This window comes from Novosphingobium sp. FW305-C-30-35 (genome assembly GCF_058783135.1).
The window spans coordinates 1,048,161-1,071,129 of record NZ_JBYSYJ010000001.1; the positions used below are offsets into that span (position 1 = coordinate 1,048,161).

The 22,969-nt window shown below is 64.2% G+C and carries 25 protein-coding genes and 1 tRNA gene; 11 read left to right on the forward strand and 15 right to left on the reverse strand.

The window, feature by feature from the left end; genetic code table 11:
• The first annotated feature begins 104 nt into the window (after positions 1-104).
• The gene (locus AC3WLM_RS05215; RefSeq protein ID WP_492476787.1) at positions 105-845 is read left to right on the forward strand and encodes a hypothetical protein; all 741 of its coding nucleotides are present in this window, start codon (positions 105-107) and stop codon (positions 843-845) included.
• Positions 809-1,234: a hypothetical protein gene (locus AC3WLM_RS05220; protein WP_492476788.1), complete on the forward strand. Its 426-nt coding sequence runs from the start codon at positions 809-811 to the stop codon at positions 1,232-1,234. The genes AC3WLM_RS05215 and AC3WLM_RS05220 overlap by 37 nt, the downstream gene beginning before the upstream one ends.
• Positions 1,235-1,254: 20 nt before the next feature.
• Here AC3WLM_RS05220 and AC3WLM_RS05225 read toward each other — a convergent pair whose 3' ends face one another.
• The 3 genes from AC3WLM_RS05225 to der all read right to left on the reverse strand — a co-directional run bounded on the left by AC3WLM_RS05225 (position 1,255) and on the right by der (position 4,102).
• Positions 1,255-2,091 carry an IS5 family transposase gene (locus tag AC3WLM_RS05225; RefSeq protein ID WP_226019834.1) on the reverse strand — a complete coding sequence of 279 codons (837 nt, stop codon included), beginning with the start codon at positions 2,089-2,091 and terminating at the stop codon, positions 1,255-1,257.
• 197 nt (positions 2,092-2,288) lie between these two features.
• The gene (locus tag AC3WLM_RS05230) at positions 2,289-2,714 is read right to left on the reverse strand and encodes a DUF983 domain-containing protein (RefSeq protein WP_492476789.1); all 426 of its coding nucleotides are present in this window, start codon (positions 2,712-2,714) and stop codon (positions 2,289-2,291) included.
• 5 nt (positions 2,715-2,719) lie between these two features.
• Positions 2,720-4,102, reverse strand: coding sequence for a ribosome biogenesis GTPase Der (der, locus tag AC3WLM_RS05235; protein WP_039337723.1), 1,383 nt, complete (start codon positions 4,100-4,102; stop codon positions 2,720-2,722).
• Between the two features lie 124 nt (positions 4,103-4,226).
• Between der and AC3WLM_RS05240 the strand changes: the two genes are divergently transcribed.
• A complete protein-coding gene (locus AC3WLM_RS05240) occupies positions 4,227-5,000 on the forward strand; it encodes a CHAP domain-containing protein (protein ID WP_492476790.1) in 774 nt (257 codons plus the stop codon).
• A gap of 54 nt (positions 5,001-5,054) precedes the next feature.
• On the opposite strand, the gene mmsB is transcribed toward AC3WLM_RS05240, so the two are convergent.
• From mmsB to AC3WLM_RS05275, 7 genes are all read right to left on the reverse strand, one after another.
• On the reverse strand, positions 5,055-5,924 hold the full coding sequence (gene mmsB / locus AC3WLM_RS05245) for a 3-hydroxyisobutyrate dehydrogenase (protein WP_492476791.1): 870 nt from the start codon (positions 5,922-5,924) through the stop codon (positions 5,055-5,057).
• Positions 5,925-6,040: 116 nt separating this feature from the next.
• Entirely contained in the window at positions 6,041-6,823 is a 783-nt protein-coding gene (locus AC3WLM_RS05250) for an enoyl-CoA hydratase-related protein (RefSeq protein WP_492476792.1), read from the reverse strand.
• Positions 6,820-7,890 carry an enoyl-CoA hydratase/isomerase family protein gene (locus AC3WLM_RS05255; protein WP_492476793.1) on the reverse strand — a complete coding sequence of 357 codons (1,071 nt, stop codon included), beginning with the start codon at positions 7,888-7,890 and terminating at the stop codon, positions 6,820-6,822. The genes AC3WLM_RS05250 and AC3WLM_RS05255 overlap by 4 nt, the downstream gene beginning before the upstream one ends.
• Positions 7,887-9,029, reverse strand: a complete 1,143-nt coding sequence (locus tag AC3WLM_RS05260) for an acyl-CoA dehydrogenase family protein (RefSeq protein WP_492476794.1) — start codon at positions 9,027-9,029, stop codon at positions 7,887-7,889. The genes AC3WLM_RS05255 and AC3WLM_RS05260 overlap by 4 nt, the downstream gene beginning before the upstream one ends.
• A gap of 100 nt (positions 9,030-9,129) precedes the next feature.
• Entirely contained in the window at positions 9,130-9,429 is a 300-nt protein-coding gene (locus tag AC3WLM_RS05265) for an I78 family peptidase inhibitor (RefSeq protein ID WP_492476795.1), read from the reverse strand.
• A gap of 11 nt (positions 9,430-9,440) precedes the next feature.
• Positions 9,441-9,986: a hypothetical protein gene (locus AC3WLM_RS05270; protein WP_062346944.1), complete on the reverse strand. Its 546-nt coding sequence runs from the start codon at positions 9,984-9,986 to the stop codon at positions 9,441-9,443.
• 17 nt (positions 9,987-10,003) lie between these two features.
• Positions 10,004-11,500 carry a CoA-acylating methylmalonate-semialdehyde dehydrogenase gene (locus AC3WLM_RS05275; protein ID WP_039337732.1) on the reverse strand — a complete coding sequence of 499 codons (1,497 nt, stop codon included), beginning with the start codon at positions 11,498-11,500 and terminating at the stop codon, positions 10,004-10,006.
• A gap of 104 nt (positions 11,501-11,604) precedes the next feature.
• Between AC3WLM_RS05275 and AC3WLM_RS05280 the strand changes: the two genes are divergently transcribed.
• Positions 11,605-12,501, forward strand: coding sequence for a LysR family transcriptional regulator (locus AC3WLM_RS05280; protein ID WP_039337733.1), 897 nt, complete (start codon positions 11,605-11,607; stop codon positions 12,499-12,501).
• 113 nt (positions 12,502-12,614) lie between these two features.
• Here the strand turns inward: AC3WLM_RS05280 and AC3WLM_RS05285 are convergent, their stop codons facing one another.
• Entirely contained in the window at positions 12,615-12,914 is a 300-nt protein-coding gene (locus AC3WLM_RS05285) for a DUF3297 family protein (RefSeq protein ID WP_427463854.1), read from the reverse strand.
• A 99-nt stretch (positions 12,915-13,013) separates the two neighbouring features.
• Between AC3WLM_RS05285 and AC3WLM_RS05290 the strand changes: the two genes are divergently transcribed.
• The 6 genes from AC3WLM_RS05290 (at position 13,014) to AC3WLM_RS05315 (ending at position 16,858) form a co-directional block, all read left to right on the forward strand.
• Positions 13,014-13,088: transfer RNA gene (locus AC3WLM_RS05290), tRNA-Val, on the forward strand.
• 97 nt (positions 13,089-13,185) lie between these two features.
• Positions 13,186-13,437, forward strand: a complete 252-nt coding sequence (locus tag AC3WLM_RS05295) for a hypothetical protein (protein WP_492476796.1) — start codon at positions 13,186-13,188, stop codon at positions 13,435-13,437.
• A 76-nt stretch (positions 13,438-13,513) separates the two neighbouring features.
• Positions 13,514-13,705, forward strand: a complete 192-nt coding sequence (locus AC3WLM_RS05300) for a YgaP family membrane protein (RefSeq protein WP_492476797.1) — start codon at positions 13,514-13,516, stop codon at positions 13,703-13,705.
• Positions 13,706-13,758: 53 nt separating this feature from the next.
• A complete protein-coding gene (gene serS, locus AC3WLM_RS05305) occupies positions 13,759-15,039 on the forward strand; it encodes a serine--tRNA ligase (protein ID WP_492476798.1) in 1,281 nt (426 codons plus the stop codon).
• Positions 15,036-15,797 carry a peptidoglycan DD-metalloendopeptidase family protein gene (locus AC3WLM_RS05310; RefSeq protein ID WP_492476799.1) on the forward strand — a complete coding sequence of 254 codons (762 nt, stop codon included), beginning with the start codon at positions 15,036-15,038 and terminating at the stop codon, positions 15,795-15,797. Before serS ends, AC3WLM_RS05310 begins: the two co-directional genes overlap by 4 nt.
• A 5-nt stretch (positions 15,798-15,802) precedes the next feature.
• Complete coding sequence (locus AC3WLM_RS05315; RefSeq protein ID WP_492476800.1) at positions 15,803-16,858, forward strand: potassium channel family protein; 1,056 nt, start codon at positions 15,803-15,805, stop codon at positions 16,856-16,858.
• Here the strand turns inward: AC3WLM_RS05315 and AC3WLM_RS05320 are convergent.
• A complete protein-coding gene (locus AC3WLM_RS05320; protein WP_492476801.1) occupies positions 16,839-17,270 on the reverse strand; it encodes a DUF1761 domain-containing protein in 432 nt (143 codons plus the stop codon). The genes AC3WLM_RS05315 and AC3WLM_RS05320 overlap by 20 nt on opposite strands.
• A gap of 87 nt (positions 17,271-17,357) precedes the next feature.
• Here AC3WLM_RS05320 and rimO point away from each other — a divergent pair, with 87 nt between their 5' ends.
• A complete protein-coding gene (rimO, locus tag AC3WLM_RS05325) occupies positions 17,358-18,764 on the forward strand; it encodes a 30S ribosomal protein S12 methylthiotransferase RimO (RefSeq protein WP_492476802.1) in 1,407 nt (468 codons plus the stop codon).
• Between the two features lie 2 nt (positions 18,765-18,766).
• Here rimO and AC3WLM_RS05330 read toward each other — a convergent pair whose 3' ends face one another.
• The 3 genes from AC3WLM_RS05330 to AC3WLM_RS05340 form a co-directional block, all read right to left on the reverse strand.
• Complete coding sequence (locus AC3WLM_RS05330) at positions 18,767-20,044, reverse strand: cyclic di-GMP phosphodiesterase (RefSeq protein WP_492476803.1); 1,278 nt, start codon at positions 20,042-20,044, stop codon at positions 18,767-18,769.
• 142 nt (positions 20,045-20,186) lie between these two features.
• Positions 20,187-21,806: a M20/M25/M40 family metallo-hydrolase gene (locus AC3WLM_RS05335; protein WP_492476804.1), complete on the reverse strand. Its 1,620-nt coding sequence runs from the start codon at positions 21,804-21,806 to the stop codon at positions 20,187-20,189.
• Between the two features lie 75 nt (positions 21,807-21,881).
• Entirely contained in the window at positions 21,882-22,904 is a 1,023-nt protein-coding gene (locus tag AC3WLM_RS05340) for an SAM-dependent methyltransferase (RefSeq protein ID WP_492476805.1), read from the reverse strand.
• Positions 22,905-22,969 lie beyond the last annotated feature (65 nt).

A 22,969-nucleotide genomic window follows, 5' to 3' on the forward strand; every position in this document is an offset into this window, starting at 1 on the left:
CAAGCGGGAGGACGCTCCTGAATACTCCCCTCCCGCAGGCGGGAGGGGTTGGGGGTGGGCTTCCGACGCTTGCCGTCGAACTCCACCCCGCCTACCCTTCCCCCATGAACGATAACGAGATGGAACGCCCTTGGCCGCAGGCCGGGCGCGAGAGGCTGATCTATCCCTCGCCGGTGGGCTGGAAGGGCACCGACTTCGTCGACAACGAGGCCGAACTGCTCAAGCTGCTGAACCCCAAGACGGTGTTCATGATGGGCGACAATCCCGCCCTGCCCCGCATGCCCGAACGCCCGCGCCTGCTCGATTTCTTCCGCTGCCGCTTTGGCGACATCACCGTGCGCCACCTGCTGGTCAGCGCCAAGCGCGCGCTGGACGATGGGTTGCCGGAGAAGGTCGTGATGGCCTGCCTGCTGCACGACATTTCCAATGGCTGCCTGATCCGCGCCGACCACGGCTACTGGAGCGCGCAGCTGATCGCACCCTATGTCGATCCGGAAGTGGCCTTTGCGGTGAAGTACCACCAGGCACTGCGCTATGTGGCGGACGAAAGCGTCGGCTATGCCTATCCCGACAGCTACCACAAGTTCTTCGGGCCGGACTATCAGGTGCCCGAATACCTGCTGCAAGACGCCGAATACGCGCAGGCCCACGAATGGTACATGACGGCGCGGCAGGTGACGCTCTACGACACCTACTTCTTCGACGATTTCCCGGTGGTGGAGCCCGAGGAACTGGAAGGCGTCATCGCAAGGAACTTCCGCGAGCCGGAGGAAGGGCTGGGCTTTGATGGGTCGCCAACGGCGCACATGTGGCGGACGATGATCTGGCCGAACAACTTTTTGTGAGGTTGCAGTTTTCCATGCGGTTCAAACGGCTCACTTTTTTCTTGCTGTGGGCGCTGACTGGATGTGAAAGCAAACCAGTCGAAGTCAGTCACCCTTTCTACCTTTGGCATCTCGAAGATCCGTCGGGTACTTATCTCTTTCGATGCATCGAACCTGCAGACGGGTGTGCTGTTGATGGGTTGCCAGGCCCTGGCGTCATCGCTGCCGGCGCGGATAGTCGATACGTCGTTGTAAAGACGGGTCATGGTTATTTTTACTTTAAGCGGACAGCCCACGAGACAAAGGGCTGGGGCAACGATCCAGAGAAGATCATTGGTCCGCTGAATGAGCATGATTTCAAAGCGACTGCGGAAAAGCTTCGTTTGCCCAATTTATCGGTGCATCCTTGAGAGCCCGATTCAGAAGTTGATCAAATTTGACAGTATCTTGCGGTTCTGCGCGTGAGCATGCGGATTGAGGCGATGAGGGCCCATGCGGTGGATGACGCGATGGACCTTTCCCAATCCTTTGCCAGCCTTCGACAGCGCCCAAGCCAAGCGAAGGTTCGCTCGACAACCCATCGGCGCGGTAGCACCTCGAAGCCCTTGGCTTTGTCGGAACGCTTGATGATGTCGATAGTCCACTTGCCCATGCCGACAAGCGCGGATCGCAGTTTATCACCTGCATAGCCGCCGTCAGCGAAGACATGGCGTAACCATGGAAACCGCGTCCGGACGGCAGCCAGCACATCGACAGCACCATCGCGATCCTGAATGTCGGCGGCGTGGACGAGAATGAAGATCAGAAAGCCGCATGTGTCGGTCAGGATGTGTCGTTTGCGGCCTTTGACCTTCTTGCCTGCGTCAAACCCGGAAACTCCGCCACTTTCCGTGGTCTTCACCGATTGGCTGTCGATCACTCCAGCACTGGGCGAGGCTTCGCGTCCTTCGATTTCCCGCAGGTTCATAACCAGCACGGTGTTGATGGCCTCGAACAAACCGGCATTGCGCCAGGCGTAAAAGTAGCGCCGCACCGTCGACACCGGAGGGAAGCATTTGGGCAAGAGTCGCCACGCGCACCCACTCGCGGCTACATAAAGCAAAGCGTTGAGGACTTCGCGCATGTCTGCCGTTCGAGGTCGGCCTCCACGCCTTGCCGGAGGCACGAATGGCTCTGCCAGCGCCCACTCCGCATCCGTCATATCCGATGGATATCGCAATCCCTCCCGGCTATGCTCGCGCCGGGCAATACCAGTCCATGTCACCATTCACTCCATCTCTTCGCAAAGAGGCGTGAATCACAACATGCTGGTATTGCTCAACAACTTTCGGATCAGGTTCTGACTTCGGTCGTCACCCTGAACTTGTTTCAGGGTCCATTTCTCGTTTGGAGCAGCAGCTTGATCGGCAAGATGGATCCTGAAACAAGTTCAGGATGACGGTGGGAGAAAGGCTGGCTCGCGCGCTACGAAACGCCCGACTCACCCTTCCCCGCGTGCCCGGCAAAGCCGTGCATGCCCAGCCACCACTGCAGCGCGATCACGCCGCCCTTGGCGGGCTGGAGCAGGCCAACCAGCAGCGCCAGCGCCAGGACCGCCACGATCAGCATCATCGCCCAGCCCGGCAGGCCGGTGTGCAGGCCCAGTTCGATGATCACCGGGGCCATGATGTGGCCGGTCAGCAGGATCGAGATGTAGGGCGGGAAGTCGTCAGCCGCGTGGAGCGTCCAGTTCTGGCCGCACAGGCGGCAGCGCTCGACCGGCTTGAGAAAGCGCGCGAACAGGTGGGTGCCTCCGCAGCGCGGGCACTTGCCGCGCACGCCACGCCACAGCGCCGCGCCAAGTCCTTGCGGGAGCGAGGTGCGGTCGAGAGGCAGGGCTTCGGTGGGCATGACGCCTACTTCGCAAACGGGTTCTTGGGGCTGCGCAGGGTCAGGCGGATCGGCACGGCGTCGAAGCCGAGTTCGCGGCGGATGCCGTTGACCAGATAGCGGCGATAGCTTTCGGGGAGCTGATCAAGCCGGGTGCCGAACAGGACGAAGCCGGGCGGGCGCGTCTTGGCCTGGGTGATGTAGCGCAGCTTGATGCGGCGGCCGCCGGGGGCCGGGGGCGGGTTGGCGGCGAGCGCATCGTCGAACCAGCGGTTCAAGGCAGCGGTTGGCACGCGCTTGGACCAGGCGGCGCGGATTTCGAATGCGGCCTTGAGCAGATCGTCCAGCCCCTTTCCGGTACGGCCCGAGATGGCGAGCAAGGGAACGCCGCGGACCTGCGCGAGGCCATCGTCCAAAGCCTTGCGGATGCCCTGGAACAGGCCGGAAGGGTCTTCGGCCACGTCCCACTTGTTGATCGCGATCATCAGCGCGCGGCCCTCTTCGAGCACCATCGAGGCAATCTTGAGGTCCTGATGTTCAAGCCCGCGCGTGGCATCAAGCGTGAGCACGACGACCTCGGCGAAGTCGATGGCGTGGCGGGCATCGGCGACCGAGAGCTTTTCGAGCTTGTCGGTGACCTGCGCCTTCTTGCGCATGCCCGCCGTGTCGATCAGGCGGACCGGGCGATAGCCTTCACGCTCGGGATCGAACCACTGCCAGTCAATCGCGATGGAATCGCGGGTAATGCCCGCTTCCGGCCCGGTGAGCAGGCGGTTTTCGCCCAGCAGCTTGTTGATCAGCGTGGACTTGCCCGCATTGGGGCGGCCGACGATGGCGAGCTTGAGGACGGATTCGGGATCGAATTCCTCCTCGTCACCTTCAACCTCGGCGTCTTCGTCCTCTTCGACCTGCTTGGGTTCGAGATGCGGGCGCAGCGCCTCGAACAGGTCGGCGAGGCCCTGCCCGTGTTCGGCGGAGAAGGCGACCGGTTCGCCAAAGCCCAGCGCGAAGGCATCGTAGATGCCGGGATCACCCTGGCGGCCTTCGGCCTTGTTGGCCATGAGCACGATCGGCACGCGGCTCTGGCGCAGGTAGCGGGCGATTTCCTCGTCGAGCGGGGTGACGCCGGCGCGTGCGTCGATCACGAACAGGGCGACATCGGCACCGACCAGCGAGGCTTCGGTCTGCTGACGCATGCGACCGGGCAGCGTATCGGGATCGAGATCCTCCCAGCCAGCGGTATCAACGATGGTAAACTCGAGCCCGAGCAGTGTCGCATCGCCGAAGCGACGGTCGCGCGTGACGCCGGGCTGATCGTCCACCAAGGCCAGCTTCTTGCCGACAAGGCGATTGAACAGCGTCGATTTGCCGACGTTCGGGCGTCCGATAATGATGACTTGGGGGCGCATGGGCCTGCCGTGGCTGTTTAAGCGCATGAACGCAAGAGTGCGTTTAAGTGAGGGCAATTGATTATTGCGCCATTAACCATGGGTATAAGGTCCGCCATAACCTAACCTGCAGATATCTGCAGGAATGAGGGAAAAGATCTGCCGTTTCGGATTGCTCGGTGCGCTGGTCCTGCTGGGAACAGGTGCAAATGCCGCAGAATTCCGCGACTCTTCACGCCCTGGGACCGGGGACTACGATCAGGCCGAAGCCCTGCCCTATCTGCAATGCGTGCCCTATGCCCGCGAGGTCAGCGGCATCAAGATCTATGGCGATGCGCTGACGTGGTGGGATCAGGCCGAGGGTCGCTATGCCCGTGGTCACCGGCCAAAAGTGGGCGCGGTGATGAGCTTTGCGCCTTATGGCCGGATGGAACTTGGCCACGTTGCCGCCGTCAGCCGGGTGATCGATTCGCGCACCGTGCTGCTGCGCCATGCCAACTGGTCGCCCATTGACGGACGGCGCGGGCAGATCGAGAACGACGTGCGCGCGGTGGACGTATCCGAGGCGAACGACTGGTCGGAAGTGCGCGTATGGTATGCCCCCATCGGCAACCTTGGCACCACCGCATGGCCGGTGAATGGGTTCATCTATCCGGACAAGGCGGGCACGAAGGAGCGGCTGACGCTGCTTTCCAGCGCCAGCAAGGCGAAGGCGACAGAATCTCCGCGCCGGACCATCGGGGCGGATTTCCTCAAGGGCATCAAACCCGAAGTGGCGGTGAGGACATCACCTGTACGGCGCGAGCTGACCTATCGGTATGAGGCGCCCAAGACGGCGGTTGCAAGGCCCGTGGCCAAAGCTTCGGGTGGGCTGGCGAACGATCCGATCGGGCGGATCATTGCCGCGAAAACGCGCTGACGTTCCGTCACAACACCGAGGCCCCCGCCTGCGCGGGGGCGCCAGCTTGTTCGATCAGAGCGACTTGATGATGGCCGAGAAATCGAGGCCGGCGTTGCCCGCATCGGCGAAGGCCGAATAGAGCTCTTCGGCGCGCTGGCCCATCGGCACATCGGCCCCGGCATCCTTGGCAGCGGCCATGGCCAGCTTCAGATCCTTGAGCATCAGTGCGGTGGCAAAGCCGCCCTGATAGCCGTTGTCGGCCGGGCTTTGCGGGCCGACGCCGGGGACCGGGCAATACGAGGTCATCGACCAGCACTGACCCGAGGCCTTGGACGAGATGTCGTAGAAGGTCTGGAGATCAAGCCCGAGCTTCTCGGCCATGGCGAAGGTTTCGCACGTGGCGACCATCGAGGCGCCGAGCAGCATATTGTTGCAGATCTTGGCCGCCTGCCCTGCGCCGCTGGCACCGGCATGGATCACGGCCTTGCTCATGGCGGCGAGGATCGGCTCGGCACGGGCGAAGGCTTCGTCGCTGCCGCCGACCATGAAGGTGAGCGTGCCGCCATTGGCCGCCGCGATGCCGCCCGAGACGGGGGCGTCGACCATGACATAGCCCGCAGCATCGGCTGCCGTGGCAACTTCGCGGGCAGTGGCGACGTCGATGGTCGAGCAGTCGAGCAGCAGGGCCGAGGTCGGCGCGTGGCCGATCACGTCGGCGCTGTAGACCGACTTGACGATGGCGCCGTTGGGCAGCATCGAGACGACGGCATCTGCACCCTGCACGGCTTCCTTGACCGAGGTGTAGGTGGTGCAGCCGTTTTCCCTGGCGCGGGTCAGCGCCGCTTCGGCAAGGTCGAAGGCGTGGACGTCATGCCCCGCCTTGACGAGGTTCGCGGCCATGCCGCCGCCCATGTTGCCGAGGCCGATGAATGCGATTTTCATTTCAGAATCTCCCCTCCCGCAGGCGGGAGGGGCCGGGGGTGGGCCTTCTCCCGAAATGATGGGTGGAAATGCCCACCCCTAACCCCTCCCGCTTGCGGGAGGGGGACTGGCAGAGCTTACCGCCCCTTCCATACGCCGGGGCGCTTTTCGATGAAGGCCTTCATGCCCTCGGCCTTGTCCTCGCTGGCGGTGAGGATCTGGAAGACGCGGCGTTCGAACAGCAGGCCCTGGTCGAGCGTGGTCTCGAACGCGGCGTTGACCATTTCCTTGTTGGCGACGGCGGCCATCGGCGGCATCGCGGCAATGATCTCGGCGGTCTTGAGCGCGTCGGCGAGCAGGTCAGCCAGCGGCACCACGCGGGTTACAAGGCCCGAGCGCTCCGCCTCGGCGGCGTCCATCATGCGGCCGGTCAGGCACATGTCCATCGCCTTGGCCTTGCCCACGGCGCGGGTGAGGCGCTGCGATCCGCCCATGCCGGGGGCCACGCCGAGCTTGATCTCGGGCTGGCCGAACCTGGCGTTGTCCGAAGCAATGATGAAATCGGCCATCATCGCGAGTTCGCAACCGCCGCCCAGCGCGAAGCCGTTGACCGCCGCGATCCACGGCTTGCGCGTGGTCTTGACGAGGTGGCTGGTCCACTTCGAGAAAAAGTCCTCGTTGTAGAAATCGGCAGCGGGCTTTTCCGACATTTCCTTGATGTCGGCCCCGGCGGCAAAGGCCTTCTCGCCCGCGCCGGTGAGCACGGCGCAGCGCTGCGAGGCGTCGGCCTCGTAGGCAGCAAAGGCCTCGATCAACTCAGCCAGAACCTGCGAGTTGAGCGCGTTCAGCGCCTGCGGGCGGTTGAGCGTGATGAGGGTGACAGCACCCTTCTGTTCGACGAGGATGGTTTCGTAAGTCATAGCGGTTTCCATTCGTCAGCAGCGCCCAGCGGCGCGAAAATCTGGTCGAGAAGATCGTCGGTGACGCCCTCTGCCGTGGCAGGCGACCACTTCGGGGCGTGGTCCTTATCGACGATCACGGCGCGCACGCCTTCGGCAAAATCCGGCAAAGTCAGCACACGGGCACCGATGCGGTATTCCATCGCCATGTTGGCGGCGAAGTCGGGCAGGGTCAGGCTGGTGGCGAGCTGGCGCAGGGCGACCTTGCAGGTCTGCGGGCTCTTGGTGTGCAGCGTCTTTAGCGTTTCGGCCGCGAAGTCCGAACCGTCGGCTTCGAGCGCGGCGAGGATGTCCTCGTAGCGGTCCGAAGCAAACAGGCGGGCGATATCATCGGCATGAGCAGCGATCTTCGGCTCGGGCGGAACCGACGACAGTTCGCGCAGGATGGCCGGGATATTGTCGGGCTCTGCCGCGATGCGGGCCTTGGCCTGCGCAAGGTTGGCCGAGGGCAGATAATGCGTGGCAAGTCCTGCCCAGAGGCATTCCGCACCATCAAGACGCGCGCCTGTCAGCGCAAGGTACTGGCCGAGACGACCCTTGAGCCGCGACAGGAACCAACCGCCGCCCACGTCCGGGAACAGGCCGATACCGGTTTCGGGCATGGCCAGCTTGGTGTTCTCGGTAGCCACGCGATACGTGGCCGGGCCGGAAATCCCCACGCCGCCGCCCATGGTGATGCCGTCCATGAAGGCGACCACGGGCTTGCCATAGGTCATCAGCAGGTGGTTGAGCTGGTATTCGTCATGGAAGAACTTGCGGCCCGAGGTGCCGCCGTCGTTCAGCGCCGAATTGCGCAGGAAGGCGATATCGCCGCCTGCGCAGAAGCCCCGCGACAGCTTGGGATCGCCATCGGCGGGAAGCTGGTGGTCGATCATCACGACCGCCAAGCCATTGTCACCGCGCCAATCCAGAAGCGATGCAGTCATGGCGTGGACCATGTCGAGCGTCAGCGCATGGATCGCGCGAGGACGGTTGAGCGAGAGCACGCCAGCCGCGCCGCTGCGGGTGGCAAGAACTTCGTCGGTCACTTCAGCAGGTCCCTTCCCACGATCATGCGCATGACTTCGTTGGTGCCTTCGAGGATGCGGTGGACGCGAAGGTCTCGCCAGAACCGCTCGATCGGGTAATCGCGCAAGTAGCCGTAGCCGCCGAACATCTGCAGCGCGCGGTCGACGATCGACGAGCCGTTGTCGGTCGCCAGCTTCTTGGCCATGGCCGAGAAGCGCGTCTTGTCGGGTGCGCCGGAGGTCACCTTCGCGGCAGCCATGTAGAGCAGCGCGCGGGCGGATTCGAGGTCGGTCGCCATGTCGGCCAGCACGAACTGGGTGTTCTGGAATTCGGCGATGGCCTTGCCGAACTGCTTGCGATCCTTGACGTATCCGATTGCCTCATCAAGGCAGCGCTGTGCGCCGCCCAGCGAGCAGGCACCGATGTTGAGGCGGCCACCATCCAGCCCGGCCATCGCGAACTTGAAGCCATCGCCTTCGGCGCCGACCCGGTTCGCGACCGGCACGCGCACGTTGTCGAAGATCACCTGCGCGGTGGGCGAGGCATTCCAGCCGAGCTTGCGTTCGGGCGCACCGAAGCTGACGCCTTCCATTTGCTTGTCGATGACGAGGCAGGAGATGCCACGGGCGCCATCGTCGCCGGTGCGAACCATGGTGACGTAGATGTCGTTGACGCCGCCGCCCGAGATGAACTGCTTGGTGCCGTTGACAATGTAGTGGTCGCCATCGAGGCGGGCGGTGGTCTTGAGCGCGGCTGCATCCGATCCCGAACCGGGCTCGGTCAGGCAGTAGCTCGCCATCTTGTCCATGGTGACAAGATCGGGAAGGTAGCGCCCCTTGATCTCTTCACCGCCGAAGGTGTCGATCATCCATGCGGCCATGTTGTGGATCGAGATGAAGGCGCTGGTCGCGGGGCAGCCATAAGCCATGGCTTCCATGATCAGCGCAGCTTCAAGGCGGCCAAGGCCGATGCCGCCGGATTCCTCGCTGACGTAGATTGCGGCAAAGCCGAGTTCGGCGGCGGCCTTGATGGTTTCGCGCGGGAAGGTGTGGTCCTCGTCCCATTGCGCGGCGAACGGCGTGATGGCGTCGGCAGTGAAGCGGCGGGCCATGTCCTGGATGGCAATCTGATCTTCGGTCAGTGAGAACTGGTCGGTCATCTTCTTCCCGTCTTACCCTTTTTGCCGTCACGCAGAGTTAACCGCGCCCTTAAATTTGTCATGGGCGGCGGATATGGCCCACCACCCATGCTGTCCAGACCTATCCGCAGGAAATGCGGACGATCGTGTAGTTGTCGTCGAAGGAGACCGTCAGCCGGTCGGCGCGGTAGTCCATCGTCACGGCTGAACGCGGCGGCACCCAGCGCAGGGTGCGTGCGCCGCTGAGACGCATCAGCTCGGCACCGCTGGCAGCAGTGGCCTTGTGGCCGATGTGCGACTGGACTGCGTCGGCATTGCAGGTGCCTTCGGGCATGGCGGGAAGGTCCTCCGGTGGCGGCGTGCCTTGCGTGCAGGCCGAAAGACCGGCCAGAGCAGCGATGGCAATGATAGCAGGCTTCATCACGGCTCTCCTCACTTGCAACGGCTGTGGCGACGCGGGCCTTGCGGAGCGTCATCGCCGAACTCGGTCAAGACCAGCGTCTTGCCGCCGTCCTCCAGCTTGTAGCTGGCATCGCGCTGCCACTTCATGCCTTCGCCCTCGTAATCGAACACCGCGCGCAAGGTATTGCGATCGACATCCTTTACCGAAGCGATCTCTCCAACGGATTCATAGAATTTGACCGACCTCTCGCCGACAGTGATCGCCCCCTTGTCGTCACCGCGCGCAGGGTTGCAATCCGCCGCGTTGACGCCCCACTTGCCGCGCATTGCGACCGGGAAGACGCCGTCCGCTGCCGGTGCCGATGCCGCGGGCGAAACCGGTGGAACCATGGCCTCGCTCTCGCTGACTGTGGGCGCGAGGCTGGGCGTGGCCGACGCGCCCGGCTCGGGCGATGGGTCCGAGCAGGCGGCAAGCGCCAACGGTGCGGCAAGGAGAAGAAGAGCGGATTGCTTCATCGGGAATGCTCCGGTGTGGTTGATGGCATAACCAACGCGCACCGGAGCGATCCTTTCCATGAGCGGGCCTTTCCGCCTCAGCCCATCGTCGGAATGACGAAGGCGTTTCCACCATCGGGCGAGCCATCCGGCCAGCGCTGGGTGATGGTCTTGACCTTGGTCCAGAACTTCACGCCTTCCATGCCGTGCTGGTTGGTGTCGCCAAAGGCCGAACGCTTCCAGCCGCCGAAGGTGTGGTAGGCAACCGGCACCGGGATCGGCACGTTGATGCCGACCATGCCGACGTTGACACGGGCGGCAAATTCGCGCGCCGCGTGGCCGTTGCGGGTAAATATGGCGACGCCGTTGCCGTACTGGTGCTTCGAAGGCAGCGCGAGCGCTTCCTCGAAGTCCTTGGCTCGGACGATCTGCAGGACGGGGCCGAAGATCTCGTTGTGGTAGCTGTCCATGTCGGGCGTGACATGGTCGATCAGCGTCGGGCCGACGAAGAAGCCTTCCTCATGACCCTGCAGCGTGAAGCCGCGGCCGTCGACGACCAGTTCGCCACCTTCCTCGATGCACTTGCCGATCCAGCCTTCGACCTTTTCCTTGTGCGCCTGGGTCACGACAGGACCGTAGTGCGCTTCGGGATCAGTGGAGACGCCGACGCGCAGGGCCTCGATCGCGGGTATCAGCTTGGCGCGGAGCTTGTTGGCGGTTTCCTCGCCCACGGGCACCACGACGGGCAGCGCCATGCAGCGCTCGCCAGCCGAACCGAAGGCCGCGCCGCACAGGTCGTTGACGACCTGATCGAGGTCGGCGTCGGGCATGACGATGCCGTGGTTCTTGGCACCACCCATGGCCTGCACGCGCTTACCAGCGGCGACGCCACGGTTGTAGACGTAGTGGGCGATGTCCGACGAGCCGACGAAGCTGACGGCGCCGATGGCCGGGTGATCGAGGATCGCGTCAACCATTTCCTTGTCGCCATGGACGACCTGGCAGATGCCTTCGGGCAGGCCCGCTTCGATGAACAGTTCGGCAAGGCGAACCGGAACCGAGGGGTCACGCTCTGAAGGCTTGATGATGAAGGCATTGCCCGTGGCAATGGCGATGGCCGACATCCACAGCGGGATCATGCCGGGGAAGTTGAACGGGGTGATGCCTGCGCCGATGCCGATCGGCTGGCGCATCGAATAGACGTCGATGCCGGGCCCGGCACCTTGCGTATATTCGCCCTTGAGAACGTGCGGGATGCCGCAGGCGAATTCGACCACTTCGAGACCGCGCTGGATATCGCCCTTCGAGTCGGCGATGACCTTGCCGTGCTCGGAGGAGAGCATGTGGGCGAGGCTGTCCATGTTCGCCTCGACAAGTTCCTTGAAGCGGAACATCACGCGGGCGCGGCGCTGCGGGTTGGTGGCGGCCCAGGCGGGCTGCGCCTTCAGGGCGGCCTGAACGGCGCGCTCGAGCGTTTCGGCGGTGCCGAGCGCGACTTCGGCCTGCACGCCGCCGTTGTTCGGATCGAAGATCGGGCTCTTGCGGGCGGGCGCGCCGCCGGGGCCGCCGACGATGAAGTGGTCTACGAGACGCATCAGGAATCCTCTTTCACCAAGACTTGCTGGCGTGATGCGCCGATGACTGATTGCAGGCAACAAGCGATTATGCGAGGTCTACCTGCAAATTTGCAGGTGACCGGATGCAGTCCAGCGACTGGAACGACTTTCAGGCCTTTCTCGCGGTAGCGCGTGCCGGACAGCTCGCGCGGGCGGCGGCAAACATGGGGGTGGACGCCACCACGATCGGGCGGCGATTGCGGCGGCTGGAAACGCGAGTCGGCGCCACGCTGTTCGAGCAGACGCGCGAGGGGCAGGTCCTGACCGAGGCGGGCGAGGCTATGCTGGCCGAGGTCGAGGCGATGGACCAAGCCGCCAGTCGCATCGCCGAACACGCCGCCAGTGGCGGGGGCGTTGCCGGAACCCTGCGGGTGAGCCTGTCCGAAGGGTTCGGCAGCTGGATTGTCGCCCCTGCCCTGCGCGGCTTTGTCGAAGCCAATCCGCGACTGATGGTGGATCTCGTCGCCTCGTCCGGATTTCTCAGCCCGTCGAAGCGCGAAGCGGACCTTGCCGTCACGCTGTCACGCCCGCGCGCAGGGCCGGTGATCGCGGGCAAGCTGTCGGACTACAGCCTGCGGCTCTATGCCACGCGGGGGTATCTTTCGCAAAAGGGGCTGCCTGAAAAGCCTGCCGAGCTGGCGCAGGGGCACCGGCTGGTCGGCTACATTCCCGACCTGCTCTATGCACCGGAGCTGCGCTACCTGGCCGAGATCGAGCCGGACCTGACCGCCAACTTGCGCTCGTCCTCGATCATCGCGCAGCACCGCATGATCGCGGCGGGGGCGGGCATCGGCGTGCTGCCGTGCTTCATTGGCGATTCGGACAAGTGGCTGGTGCCGGTGCTGCCCGCCGCCCGCGTGACGCGATCGTTCTGGCTGGTGACGCACAAAGACACGCACAACCTGGCGCGCGTGCGGGCGTTCAAGGACTGGCTGACCGCGCTGGTGACGCGCGAACGCGGGCGGTTGCTACCGCGGTAGTGGTGCGGGCGTCCTTCGACAGGCTCAGGACGAGCGGTTCTTTTGCAAAAACGCGCTCATCCAGTCAAAGTAGCCCGCTCATCCTGAGCTTGTCGAAGGATGCCGTTGGGGTATCAAACCTTCGCGACGGGCGCGCCTTCGCCAAGGTCTTCGTACCAGGCTTCGACCGGGCCGTTTAGCTTGATCGTCAGCGGGTTGCCCTTGCGGTCCATGGTCTTGCCCGCCTGCACGCGCACCCAGCCTTCGGAAATGCAGTATTCCTCGACGTTGTTGCGCACCACGCCCTTGAAGCGAATGCCGACGCCGCGACGCAGCTTGTCCGCATCGAAATAGGGGCTGCGCGGGTTGATCGCGAGGTGATCCGGCGGCACGTCGCTGCCGGTGGTTTCGGGCTGGTTGGTTTCGTCGCTCATGGAGCGCGCAAATATCTTGATTGCCCCACTTGTCAATCGAAGCGGAGCGTCGTAGAGGCCCGCCCCTGTCAAGCGGTCGAACACCGACCATGCTCTGACGGGCGCGTAGCTCAGCGGTAGAGCACACCCTTCACACGGGTGGGGTCACAGGTTCAATCCCTGTCGCGCCCACCAGAAACAGCCCGCGAGAGATCGCGGGCTTTTCTGTATCTGGCGGAACCGCGCATTGCTCCGGTGGATTGGTCATTCTCCCCCCAACGGAGAAATTTCCATGCAAAACAAGGATGAACGCACGCCACCGCTCGAGCCCAAGAGCGACAACGCGAGCCTCAACAGCGAAGTCCACGCGACCACCAAGATCAATTCGAACGTGACGCCGGAGGACTATCCCGAGGAAGATCGCAAGATGCAGGCGATCTCATCGCAGGAACCGAGCGAGGGCGTCCGCAAGGACCAGGCACAGGACCCGACCCGACAATCACGTTCAAGCGAAGAGCCGAGCGAGGGCGAACGCGATGAATGAGCGGCGTTTGCGCGAAATCAAGGAAAGCCTAATATAAGGCGCCATCATGGGCTGGTTCACAAGGAGGACCAGACCCATGTTCAAGACCAATGTTGGCGGGATCGATCGTGTGCTTCGCATCTTGCTCGGTCTCGTGCTGATCGCGCTCGTCTTTGTCGGGCCGCAGACGCCACTGGGCTGGATCGGGCTGGTTCCTTTGCTGACGGGGCTGCTGCGCACGTGCCCGCTCTATTCGCTGCTTGGCATGAATACCTGCCCCCGCACGTAAGAGCGCTGAGGGCGGGTTGCGCCCGGGGGCGCGAGGCGGCATAGCGCTGCGCCATGCACGATATCCGCCTGATCCGCGAAAACCCCGCCGCTTTCGACGCCGCCCTCGCCCGCCGTGGCGTGGAGCCTGCGGCGCAATCCATCCTCGCGCTCGATGCGCGCCGCCGCGAGATCGCGACGCGGATGCAGGAAGTTCAGGCCCGCCGCAATGAAGCGTCGAAAGCCATCGGCGCAGCCATGGGCAAGGGTGACAAGGATACGGCCGAAGCGCTGAAGGTCGAGGTTGCCGCGCTCAAGATTGAACTGCCCGCGCTGGAAGAGGAAGAGCGGACGCTGACGGCGCAGCAGAATGCCGCGCTCGCCGCCTATCCCAATGCCCCTGCATCCGATGTGCCGGAAGGCGCTGACGAGAGCGAGAATGCCGAAGTGCTGCGCTGGGGAAGCCCACGCGAGTTCAGCTTCACGCCGAAGGAGCACGCCGACCTTGGGCCGGCGCTCGGCCTTGATTTCGAGACTGGCGCGCTGATCTCGGGTGCGCGGTTCACTTTCCTCAAGGGCGGGATGGCGCGGCTGCACCGGGCGCTGGCGCAATTCATGCTTGATCGCCAGACCGGCGAGAACGGCTATCTGGAGTGCATTCCGCCGCTGCTGGTCAAGGACGAGGCAGTTTTCGGCACGGGGCAATTGCCCAAGTTCTCGGAAGACCTGTTCAAGACGACCGACGGTCGCTGGATGATCCCCACCGCCGAGGTCAGCCTGACCAATGCCGTGCAAGGGGAGATCCTGAGCGAAGGGCAGCTTCCGCTGCGCATGACTGCGCTGACGCCCTGCTTCCGTTCGGAGGCGGGCGCGGCGGGGCGCGATACGCGCGGGTTCATCCGCCAGCACCAGTTCGAGAAGGTCGAACTGGTTTCGATCACCCGGCCCGAAGATTCCGAAGCCGAGCATGAGCGGATGACCGGCTGTGCCGAGGGCGTGCTGCAGGCGCTGGGCCTGCCCTATCGCAAGGTGCTGCTGTGCACCGGGGACATGGGCTTCACCGCCCGGAAGACCTATGACCTGGAAGTGTGGTTGCCGGGCCAGGGAGCCTATCGCGAGATCTCCTCGTGTTCCAACTGCGGTGACTTCCAGGCGCGGCGCATGAACGCGCGCTATCGCCCGGAAGGCGCGAAAGGCACCGAGTTCGTTCATACTCTCAATGGTTCCGGCCTTGCCGTGGGCCGCACGCTGGTGGCAGTCTTGGAAAACTACCAGCGGGAGGACGGATCGGTGGATGTGCCTGAAGTGCTGCACCCCTACATGGGCGGGCTGACCCGCCTCGTGCCGCTGGCGTGATCCGCGCGCTGGCGGCAGGCCTGGCACTGCTGGCAGCGGCACCGGCTGTTGCGCAAGGCGCGCGACCGCCGATCGTGGCCTGGACCTATACCGTGCAGGCGGGCGATACCTTCTCGGACATCGCGCGGCGCTGGGGCGTGGACATGGCAGCGCTGGGCGAGGCGAACGGCATTCCCAGTCCGTATGTCATCCGCATCGGACAGGTGCTGAAGCGACCAGATCCGAAAAGCACGCCGAGGCCATCAGCCAGGCCGGCACCTGCGGTTCCGGCGCAGAACCCAGCCGGTCAACCCCCGAAGGCCGTGCCCCGCCCTGCCCCCACGTTGCGCCCCGCCCCGCCCCCTCGCGCGCCATTGGCCCCGCGTGAATCCGACGCGCCGAAGATCGGCTGGCCCACGGAAGGCGCCGTTGTCAGTCATTTCCGCGAAAAGGTGGCAGGCATTCCCTCGAACGGAATAGACCTGATTGCCCACCCCGGACAAAAGGTGCGAGCGGCGGCGGCAGGCACCGTGCTTTACGCCGGCAAGGAACCCGAACGCTTCGGGCAGCTGATCCTGATCGATCACGGCGGCGGCTTCGTCACCGCCTATGCCTATCTCGGCATGATGACGGTGAAGGAAGGGCAGACGGTGACCAAGGGCGAGCGCATCGCGCTGGTCGGGCAGAGCGGCGAGGCACAGCGGCCGACGGTCCATTTCGAGCTGCGCCGCAACAACGTGCCGCGCGATCCGGAACTCTACCTGCCGCCGCGGTTGTAACGCCCATGGACCTCCACCTTCTCCGCCCGGGAAAGCGCAAACCGGTGAACGTGCTGCGGCGAACGCTGAAGGTTTCGGTCTGGGCGGACCTCGGGCTGCGGCTGGGCGCCGCATTCGCCTTGGTGGCTATCGTGGTGGCGGTCCACTGGATCGACCGGTCGGGGCTGAAGGACAGCCATGACGGGTCTATCAGTTTCCTCGACGTGGTCTATTTCACGATGATCTCGATCACGACGACCGGCTTTGGCGACATCGCCCCCGTGAGCGATCGTTCGCGGTTGATCGAGGCGGTCATCGTCACGCCGATCCGGGTGGCGGTGATCTTCATCTTCGTGGGCACGGCGTACAATTTCATCATCAAGCGCACCTGGGAGCGGTTTCGCATGGCGCAGATCCAGAAGAACCTGACCGACCATATCGTGGTGCTGGGCTTTGGCGTTTCGGGGGCAGAAGCCGTGGCCGAACTGGTCGCGCGGGGCACCGATCCGGGCTGCATCGTGGTGATCGATCCCTCGGAAAGCGCGCTGGCGGCCGCGGCCAACATCGGTTGCAATGTCATGGCTGGCGATGCCACGCGCGATGCAACGCTGGTCGACGTGCGGATCGACCGGGCCTGCGCCATCCTGGTTTCAGCCGGGCGTGACGATACCTCGATCCTCATCACCCTTACCGCGCGGCATCTGGCGCCCGGCGTGCCGATCAGCACCGTGGTGCGCGCGGCCGACAACGAGGACCTGGCCCGGCAGGCTGGCGCCAGCACGGTCATCAACCCGGTGCGCTTTACCGGGCTGCTGATGGCCGGGTCCGCCCATGGCAAGCACGTCGCCGAATACCTGACCGATCTCGCCTCGGTCGAAGGCCGGGTGCAGCTGGTGGAGCGCAAGGTGAGGCCCGAGGAAGTCGGTCGTCCGCTGGCGGCACTGGTCAGCGGCGGGCGGGGATTGAGGATCTATCGGCGAGGCAGGGTCATCGGTTTCTGGGAGGACGCCGCCAACCGGCTGGAAGACGGCGACGAGATCGTCGAAATCGCCCCGACTCCGGCTACTGGCCCAAGAGCATGAACGCCAGGCCCATCGAAAGGTAGGCGGCGAGCCAGAATCCGCCGTCAATCAGGGCCAGGCGGGTGCTGATGCGCTGCTGGCTGTAGCTGATCCACAACGATGGAACGACGAAGGCGATGGCGAGGCCGCCCGACATCATGAAGTAGAGCCACCACTTCACGTCGAGCGTAGCCGCGCCGACGCGGGCGAACATGTGGCCCATCATGCTGGCGGAAATGAACAGCAGGGCAGCGGTGATCGCGGCGGTACGGGCAGGCGAGCGGCGGATGCCGAGCTTGCCGGGGCCAACCTCCTCCAGCCGGGCACGGCCGAACAGCGGGCCATACCAAAGGGCTGACGCACCAAGCGCAAAAAGCGTTGCAACAACGACGGCTATCCAGTTGACCGGGCCCATCTTTTCCTTCTTTGCCAAGCCCCCGTTGCGACCAACTGCTACGCCTGACAAACGCGGATGGCAACGCCAAGCGGGGCAATGGTGACGTGGCGTGCTTTTTAGCCTATGGGCCGCGCCACGATGGCAAGCCAGATTCCCCCTCTCGAAATTCCCGAAGCCCCCAAGGTCGGCATGGTCAGCCTTGGCTGTCCCAAGGCGCTGGTCGATTCCGAGCGCATTCTCACGCGCCTGCGCGCCGACGGCTATGCGATGAGCGCCGATTATGCGGGCGCGGACGTGGTGCTGGTCAACACCTGCGGCTTCCTCGATTCCGCAAAGGAAGAGAGCCTTTCCGCAATCGGCGAGGCCATTGCCGAGAACGGCCGGGTGATCGTGACCGGATGCATGGGCAACGAGGCCGACGTGATCCGCGCCAAGTTTCCGCAGGTGCTGGCGGTGACGGGTGCGCACCAGTACGAGGCGGTAGTCGAAGCGGTGCACGAAGCCGCCCCGCCGAGCATGGGCCCTTATATCGACCTTATCCCGCAGGCCGAGCCGGGCGACGTGAAACTGACCCCGCGCCACTATGGCTATCTCAAGATTTCCGAGGGCTGCAACCACGCCTGCGCGTTCTGCATCATTCCAAGCTTGCGCGGAAAGCTCGCCAGCCGCCGCATCGATGCGGTGCTGCGCGAGGCCGAAAAACTGGTGGCAGCGGGCACGAAGGAACTGCTGGTGATCAGCCAGGACACCTCGGCCTATGGCGTGGACGTGCGGCATGAAGAACGCATGTGGAAGGGCGAGCCGGTTCGCACGCACATGACCGACCTCGCCCGTGAACTGGGCAAGCTGCGCACGCCGGAAGGCGAAACGCCGTGGGTGCGGCTGCACTACGTCTATCCCTACCCCCACGTCGATGCGGTGATCCCGCTGATGGCGGAAGGGCTGGTGACGCCCTATCTCGACATCCCGTTCCAGCACGCCAGCCCCAACGTGCTGCGCAGCATGAAGCGCCCGGCCAACGAGGCCAAGGTGCTCGACCGCATCAAGGCTTGGCGGGAAATCTGCCCGGACATCGCCATCCGCTCGAGCTTCGTCGTCGGCTTCCCCGGCGAGACCGAAGCCGACTTCGAGTACCTGCTGGAGTGGCTGGAAGAAGCGCAGCTTGATCGCGTGGGCGGCTTCCGGTTTGAACCGGTGGCCGGTGCGGCTGCGAACGACCTGCCGAACCCGGTGCCCGAGGAGATCAAGGAAGATCGCTATCGGCGGCTTATGGAAACCACCGAGCGCATCAGCGCTGCCAAGCTGGCAGCCAAGATCGGCAGGACGATCAAGGTTATCGTCGATGAAGTGGGCGAGCCTGACGAAGATGGCGACATCGGCGCGACCGCACGATCACAGGCCGATGCGCCCGAGATCGACGGTGCGGTCTATCTGCGCAACGTGCCAGCCACGCTCAAGGCTGGCGATTTTGCGCAGGTGCTGGTCGAGGATGCCGACGCCCACGACCTCTACGGCGTGATCGTGGAATAGGATCAGGCCGCTTCCTTGCAGGCAGCGGCCAGCAGGCTTTCGCGCAGGGCGCCGATATCCGGCAGATCGAGGTCGGCAAGGTCGGCGATGCCTTCGATGGCATCGTCGCCGTAGCAATGGGCAAGTGCGATCGTCTCGCCCTTGAGCCGCTTGGCCAGAGGCAGCGACCAGAAGGTGCGGACCACCGGGAGCGCGGTGTCGGCAGGGTCCTCGTCGACCACCATGGCCAGGCGCTGTGACCGCAGGCGCACGAAGGAACCGATCGGGTAGACACCGACGGTTTCGACAAAGCGTTCGAGGATGCCGGGATCGAACGTGCTTGGCTGTTCGCGCAGCCTGCGGATAGCGTCGGCCGGATCAAGCTGCTCGGCACCCGAAATCAGCGTGTCATAGGTATCGCAGATTGCGGCCATGCGGCTGAGGGCTTCGATTGCCGCGCCGCTCAGACCTTGCGGATAGCCGCTGCCGTCGAGCCTTTCGTGATGGTGCAGGATCACCCGCAGCACCGGCTCAGGAATGTCGCCTGCCGCCTTGAGGAAGGTGTAACCAAGCACGACGTGCTGTTCGCGTAGGTCGGGGCGAAGCAGCGAATAGTCCCCGCCGACCGACGCGAGGTCGACCGGGAGCTGCCCTACGCCAACGTCCATCAGCAGGCCTGCCATGCCCGCGTCGCGGATGTCGACGGGCGAGAATTTCATATGGCGGGCCAGCGCGATCATCAGGGCGCTGACGGCAAGCGAATGGCGATAGACCGGCTCGTTGTCGTTCTGGCAGCGCAGCAGGCCGTTGAAGGCGTAGAGGTTGCGCTGGACCGAGGCATAGACGGCATCGAGCACGGGTTCGATATCATGCACCTTGATCGCCTTGCCCAGCCTGACCTCGATGAAGGCCTTGCTCACCACGCGCAGGGCATCGCCGGCAGCACGCTTGGCCCGCCCGAATTCACGCGCCATGGGCATGGCTGCAGGTGCCCGACCGAAACCAGGCCCGGGCCGCTGGGGCACGGGTTCGATGGCAGGGCGCATGGACTTGGCGGTCATGCCGGCGTTACGCGGGCCCGAGACGATATGCGGTGCTGCAACAGGTTCGTCCGCCACGGCGTTGCCGCGGGTCGTATCGATGATCACGCCGTCCACGTCACTCTCGCGCAGGCGTTCGAGCATGTCGGGATCATCAAGCAGGAACTTCCGCTTCCAGAAGGGATGGCTGAACCAGCTTCCTTCCAGCTTGTGGATGAACATGCCGAGTTGGACTTCGTCCGTGGATATGCGCTTGAGCATGGCCCGCCTGCTTGAATGACGGGCACTAACCTAGGTTATAGCGGGTGTGCCTTTTCCAGCCGGAAAACTCCGTGGAAATGCGTAAGGCTTGCGCTCCTTCCGTTAGCCATGGCGGCCAAGGGAAGGAGCGAGTCTGATCGTGTTACTGGTTGGGGTCCTGCACCTTGAACGGATCGGTGGCGTCGGGCTTTGTCGGCAAGGGCGAGCGGGGCAATTCCTTGTCGCTCATTGCGGCCTGCAACAGCATGCCGGCAAGGATCACCGAGGCCTGGCGCATGTCATCGGCGCGCATGTGATCGAGCGTGTCGACGCTCGAGTGGTGGACGCGGCTGTCGTAGTCGAGCGGGTCCTGGATGAACTGGTAGCCGGGCAGGCCGATCGCCTGAAGATAGACGTGATCGGTGCCGCCAGTCTTGCTCATCACCACCTTGTCCGCGCCGAGCGAATTGAAGGGCGCCAGCCATTCGCGCAGGATCGGCGCGGCAGCCACATTGCCTTCGGCATAGATGCCGCGGAACTTGCCCGAGCCGTTGTCCATGTTGAAATAGGCCTTGAGATCGGCATAGCCGGCCTTGGGCGTGATCGGATAGGCGTTGCGCCATGCCGAATAGCTGTCGATCCCCTTGAGCGTGGGATCCACCGGCCGCGTCGCCAGGTGCCGCTCGATATAGGCCTTGGACCCGAGCAGCCCCTGCTCTTCCCCGCTCCACAATGCGAAGCGGATGGTGCGCTTCGGCCGGACGACCATCCTGGAAAGGAGGCGCGCGGCTTCGATCACGGCAACACTGCCCGCACCGTTGTCGGAAGCGCCATCGCCAGCGATCCAGCTGTCGAAGTGGGCACCGGCCATGACGTAACCTGCCTTGGGATCGGTGCCGGGGATTTCAGCGATGACGTTGTCGGCCATGAGGTCCTTGTCATCGAAGCTGGCGTCGATCGACAGGGATAGCTGCGGGGCAGCACCAGTCTTCTCGAGGCGGACGAGGCGGCGGTAGTCTTCCTGCGCCATGTCCATCGCCGGCACAGCGAGCGTTTCGCCGGGGATGAAATCATAGCCTTCGCCGTGGACCAGCTTACCGTCGCGGTAGGTCATCTTGACCATCGCAAGCGCGCCTTCGGCCTTGAGGAATTCGGAAAGCTTGCGGGCAAAGCCGCGACGCGCGACCTGCATGGCCAGCCCTTCGGGATCGTGGCGCGGGAGGCTGTACTTGTCGAGCTTGCCGATATCCTCGCCCGAGAGGCGTTCGAACATCGGATCCTTGGATTCGCTGCTCTCGCCCGGCAGGCTGACGAGGACGATCTTGCCGGCGAGCTTGCCCTTCCAGGCTTCGAAATTCTCCACCTTGCTCATCGGCGCGACCACGACCGGAGCGGTGATCGTGCCATTCGTGGCGGGCGACCACGCTACCGGCAGAACAGTGAGCGGCAGGCTGCGCGGGCTGGTCATCGTGGCGGAATAGGACTTGAGGTTCCAGCCAAGACCGAACTCGAACGGTTCGCGGTGAATGTTCTTGAGGCCGTAGGACGCGAACTTTGCCGCAGCCCAGTCTTCGGCCTTGCGGTGGTTTTCCGAGTTTGTGAGGCGCGGGCCGATGCGGTCCATCAGTTCCGAGGCGGTTTCCATCGCGTCGGAGCGGTTAAGGCCTTCGTCAAGCAATTGGGCGATCAGCCTGTCCTCGGCAGGTCCGGCAAAGACAGGAGCAGCGGTGGCGCAAAGCGCAATGGCGGCGACGCCGGTGGCGACGCGCGAGCGGACGGTCATGTCTGGAAGGCTCCCTGAGCAAGTTTCTATCGCAACCAGTCTTGCCGCTGGAGCCGCGATTGCCAAGTGCCTTTTTTATACCGGCCTGAGCAGCCAGTGGCTGACGCCCCATTCCCTGCCGCCGCGATGACCGAACAATCCTGCGGTGGCGAGGTAGAACAGGCGCCACCGACGCATCCACAATGGCGTATCGCCGCCATAGACCTGACGTAGCACCGGCTCGATCTCGGCCGCCTTGGCATCGAACAGCGCAAGCCAGTGGCGCGCGGTCTTTTCGTAGTGCGTGCCATCCCACCACCATTCCCGCTCGAGCGCGAACAGATCGTCGAACTGGCCGATGAGCGCGTGGCTGGGCATGATGCCGCCGGTGAAGAAATACTGCGCGATCCAGCTGGACTTGTCGGCGGTGTCGAAGCGGTAGGGATACTGGCGATGGCTGAAGACGTGAAGGAACAGGCGGCCATCGGGCCGGAGCCATGTCTTCACCCGGGCAAGCAGTTCGCGCCAGTTGGCCATGTGTTCGAACATCTCGACCGAGACGACGCGATCAAACTGCCCTTCCGGCGCAAAGGCATTCATGTCGGCAGTCAGCACGGTGAGGTTGGTGAGACCGCGCGCTGCGGCTTTTGCCCGGATATGTTCGCCCTGTGGCCGAGAATTCGAGACGGCGGTGATGCGAGCGTTGGGGAAGCGCGCGGCCATGGTGAGGCTGAGCGAACCCCAGCCGCAGCCGAGTTCGAGGATGTGCTGGCCATCTTCCAGCGCGGCATGTTCGATGGTGGCGGAAAGGGCCGCAAGTTCGGCCTGTTCGAGCGTCTCGCTGCCGGTGGGATAGAGACAGCAGGAATACTTGGCGTTGGGCCCAAGGCTCAATTCGAAGAAGCGCGGCGGCAGTTCGTAGTGCTGATCGTTGGCGGCTTCGGTGTGTTCGGCAACGGGCCGCTGCGCCATCCACGCGGCGAAACGCGCATCGTCGGGCCGATCGCGATGGACCGCGCGGCGGCGCTTTTCGCACATGAAGGACACACCGGCACGGGTCAGCGCATCGGGCAGCGGGGCGCGCTCTACGAGCGAGATCAGCGGGGCAAGGAGGCTCACGAAGAGCAACTAGCCACCGGGGTGTGACTTGTGTCAACCTGTCACCACGGGAACGGTCTATAACG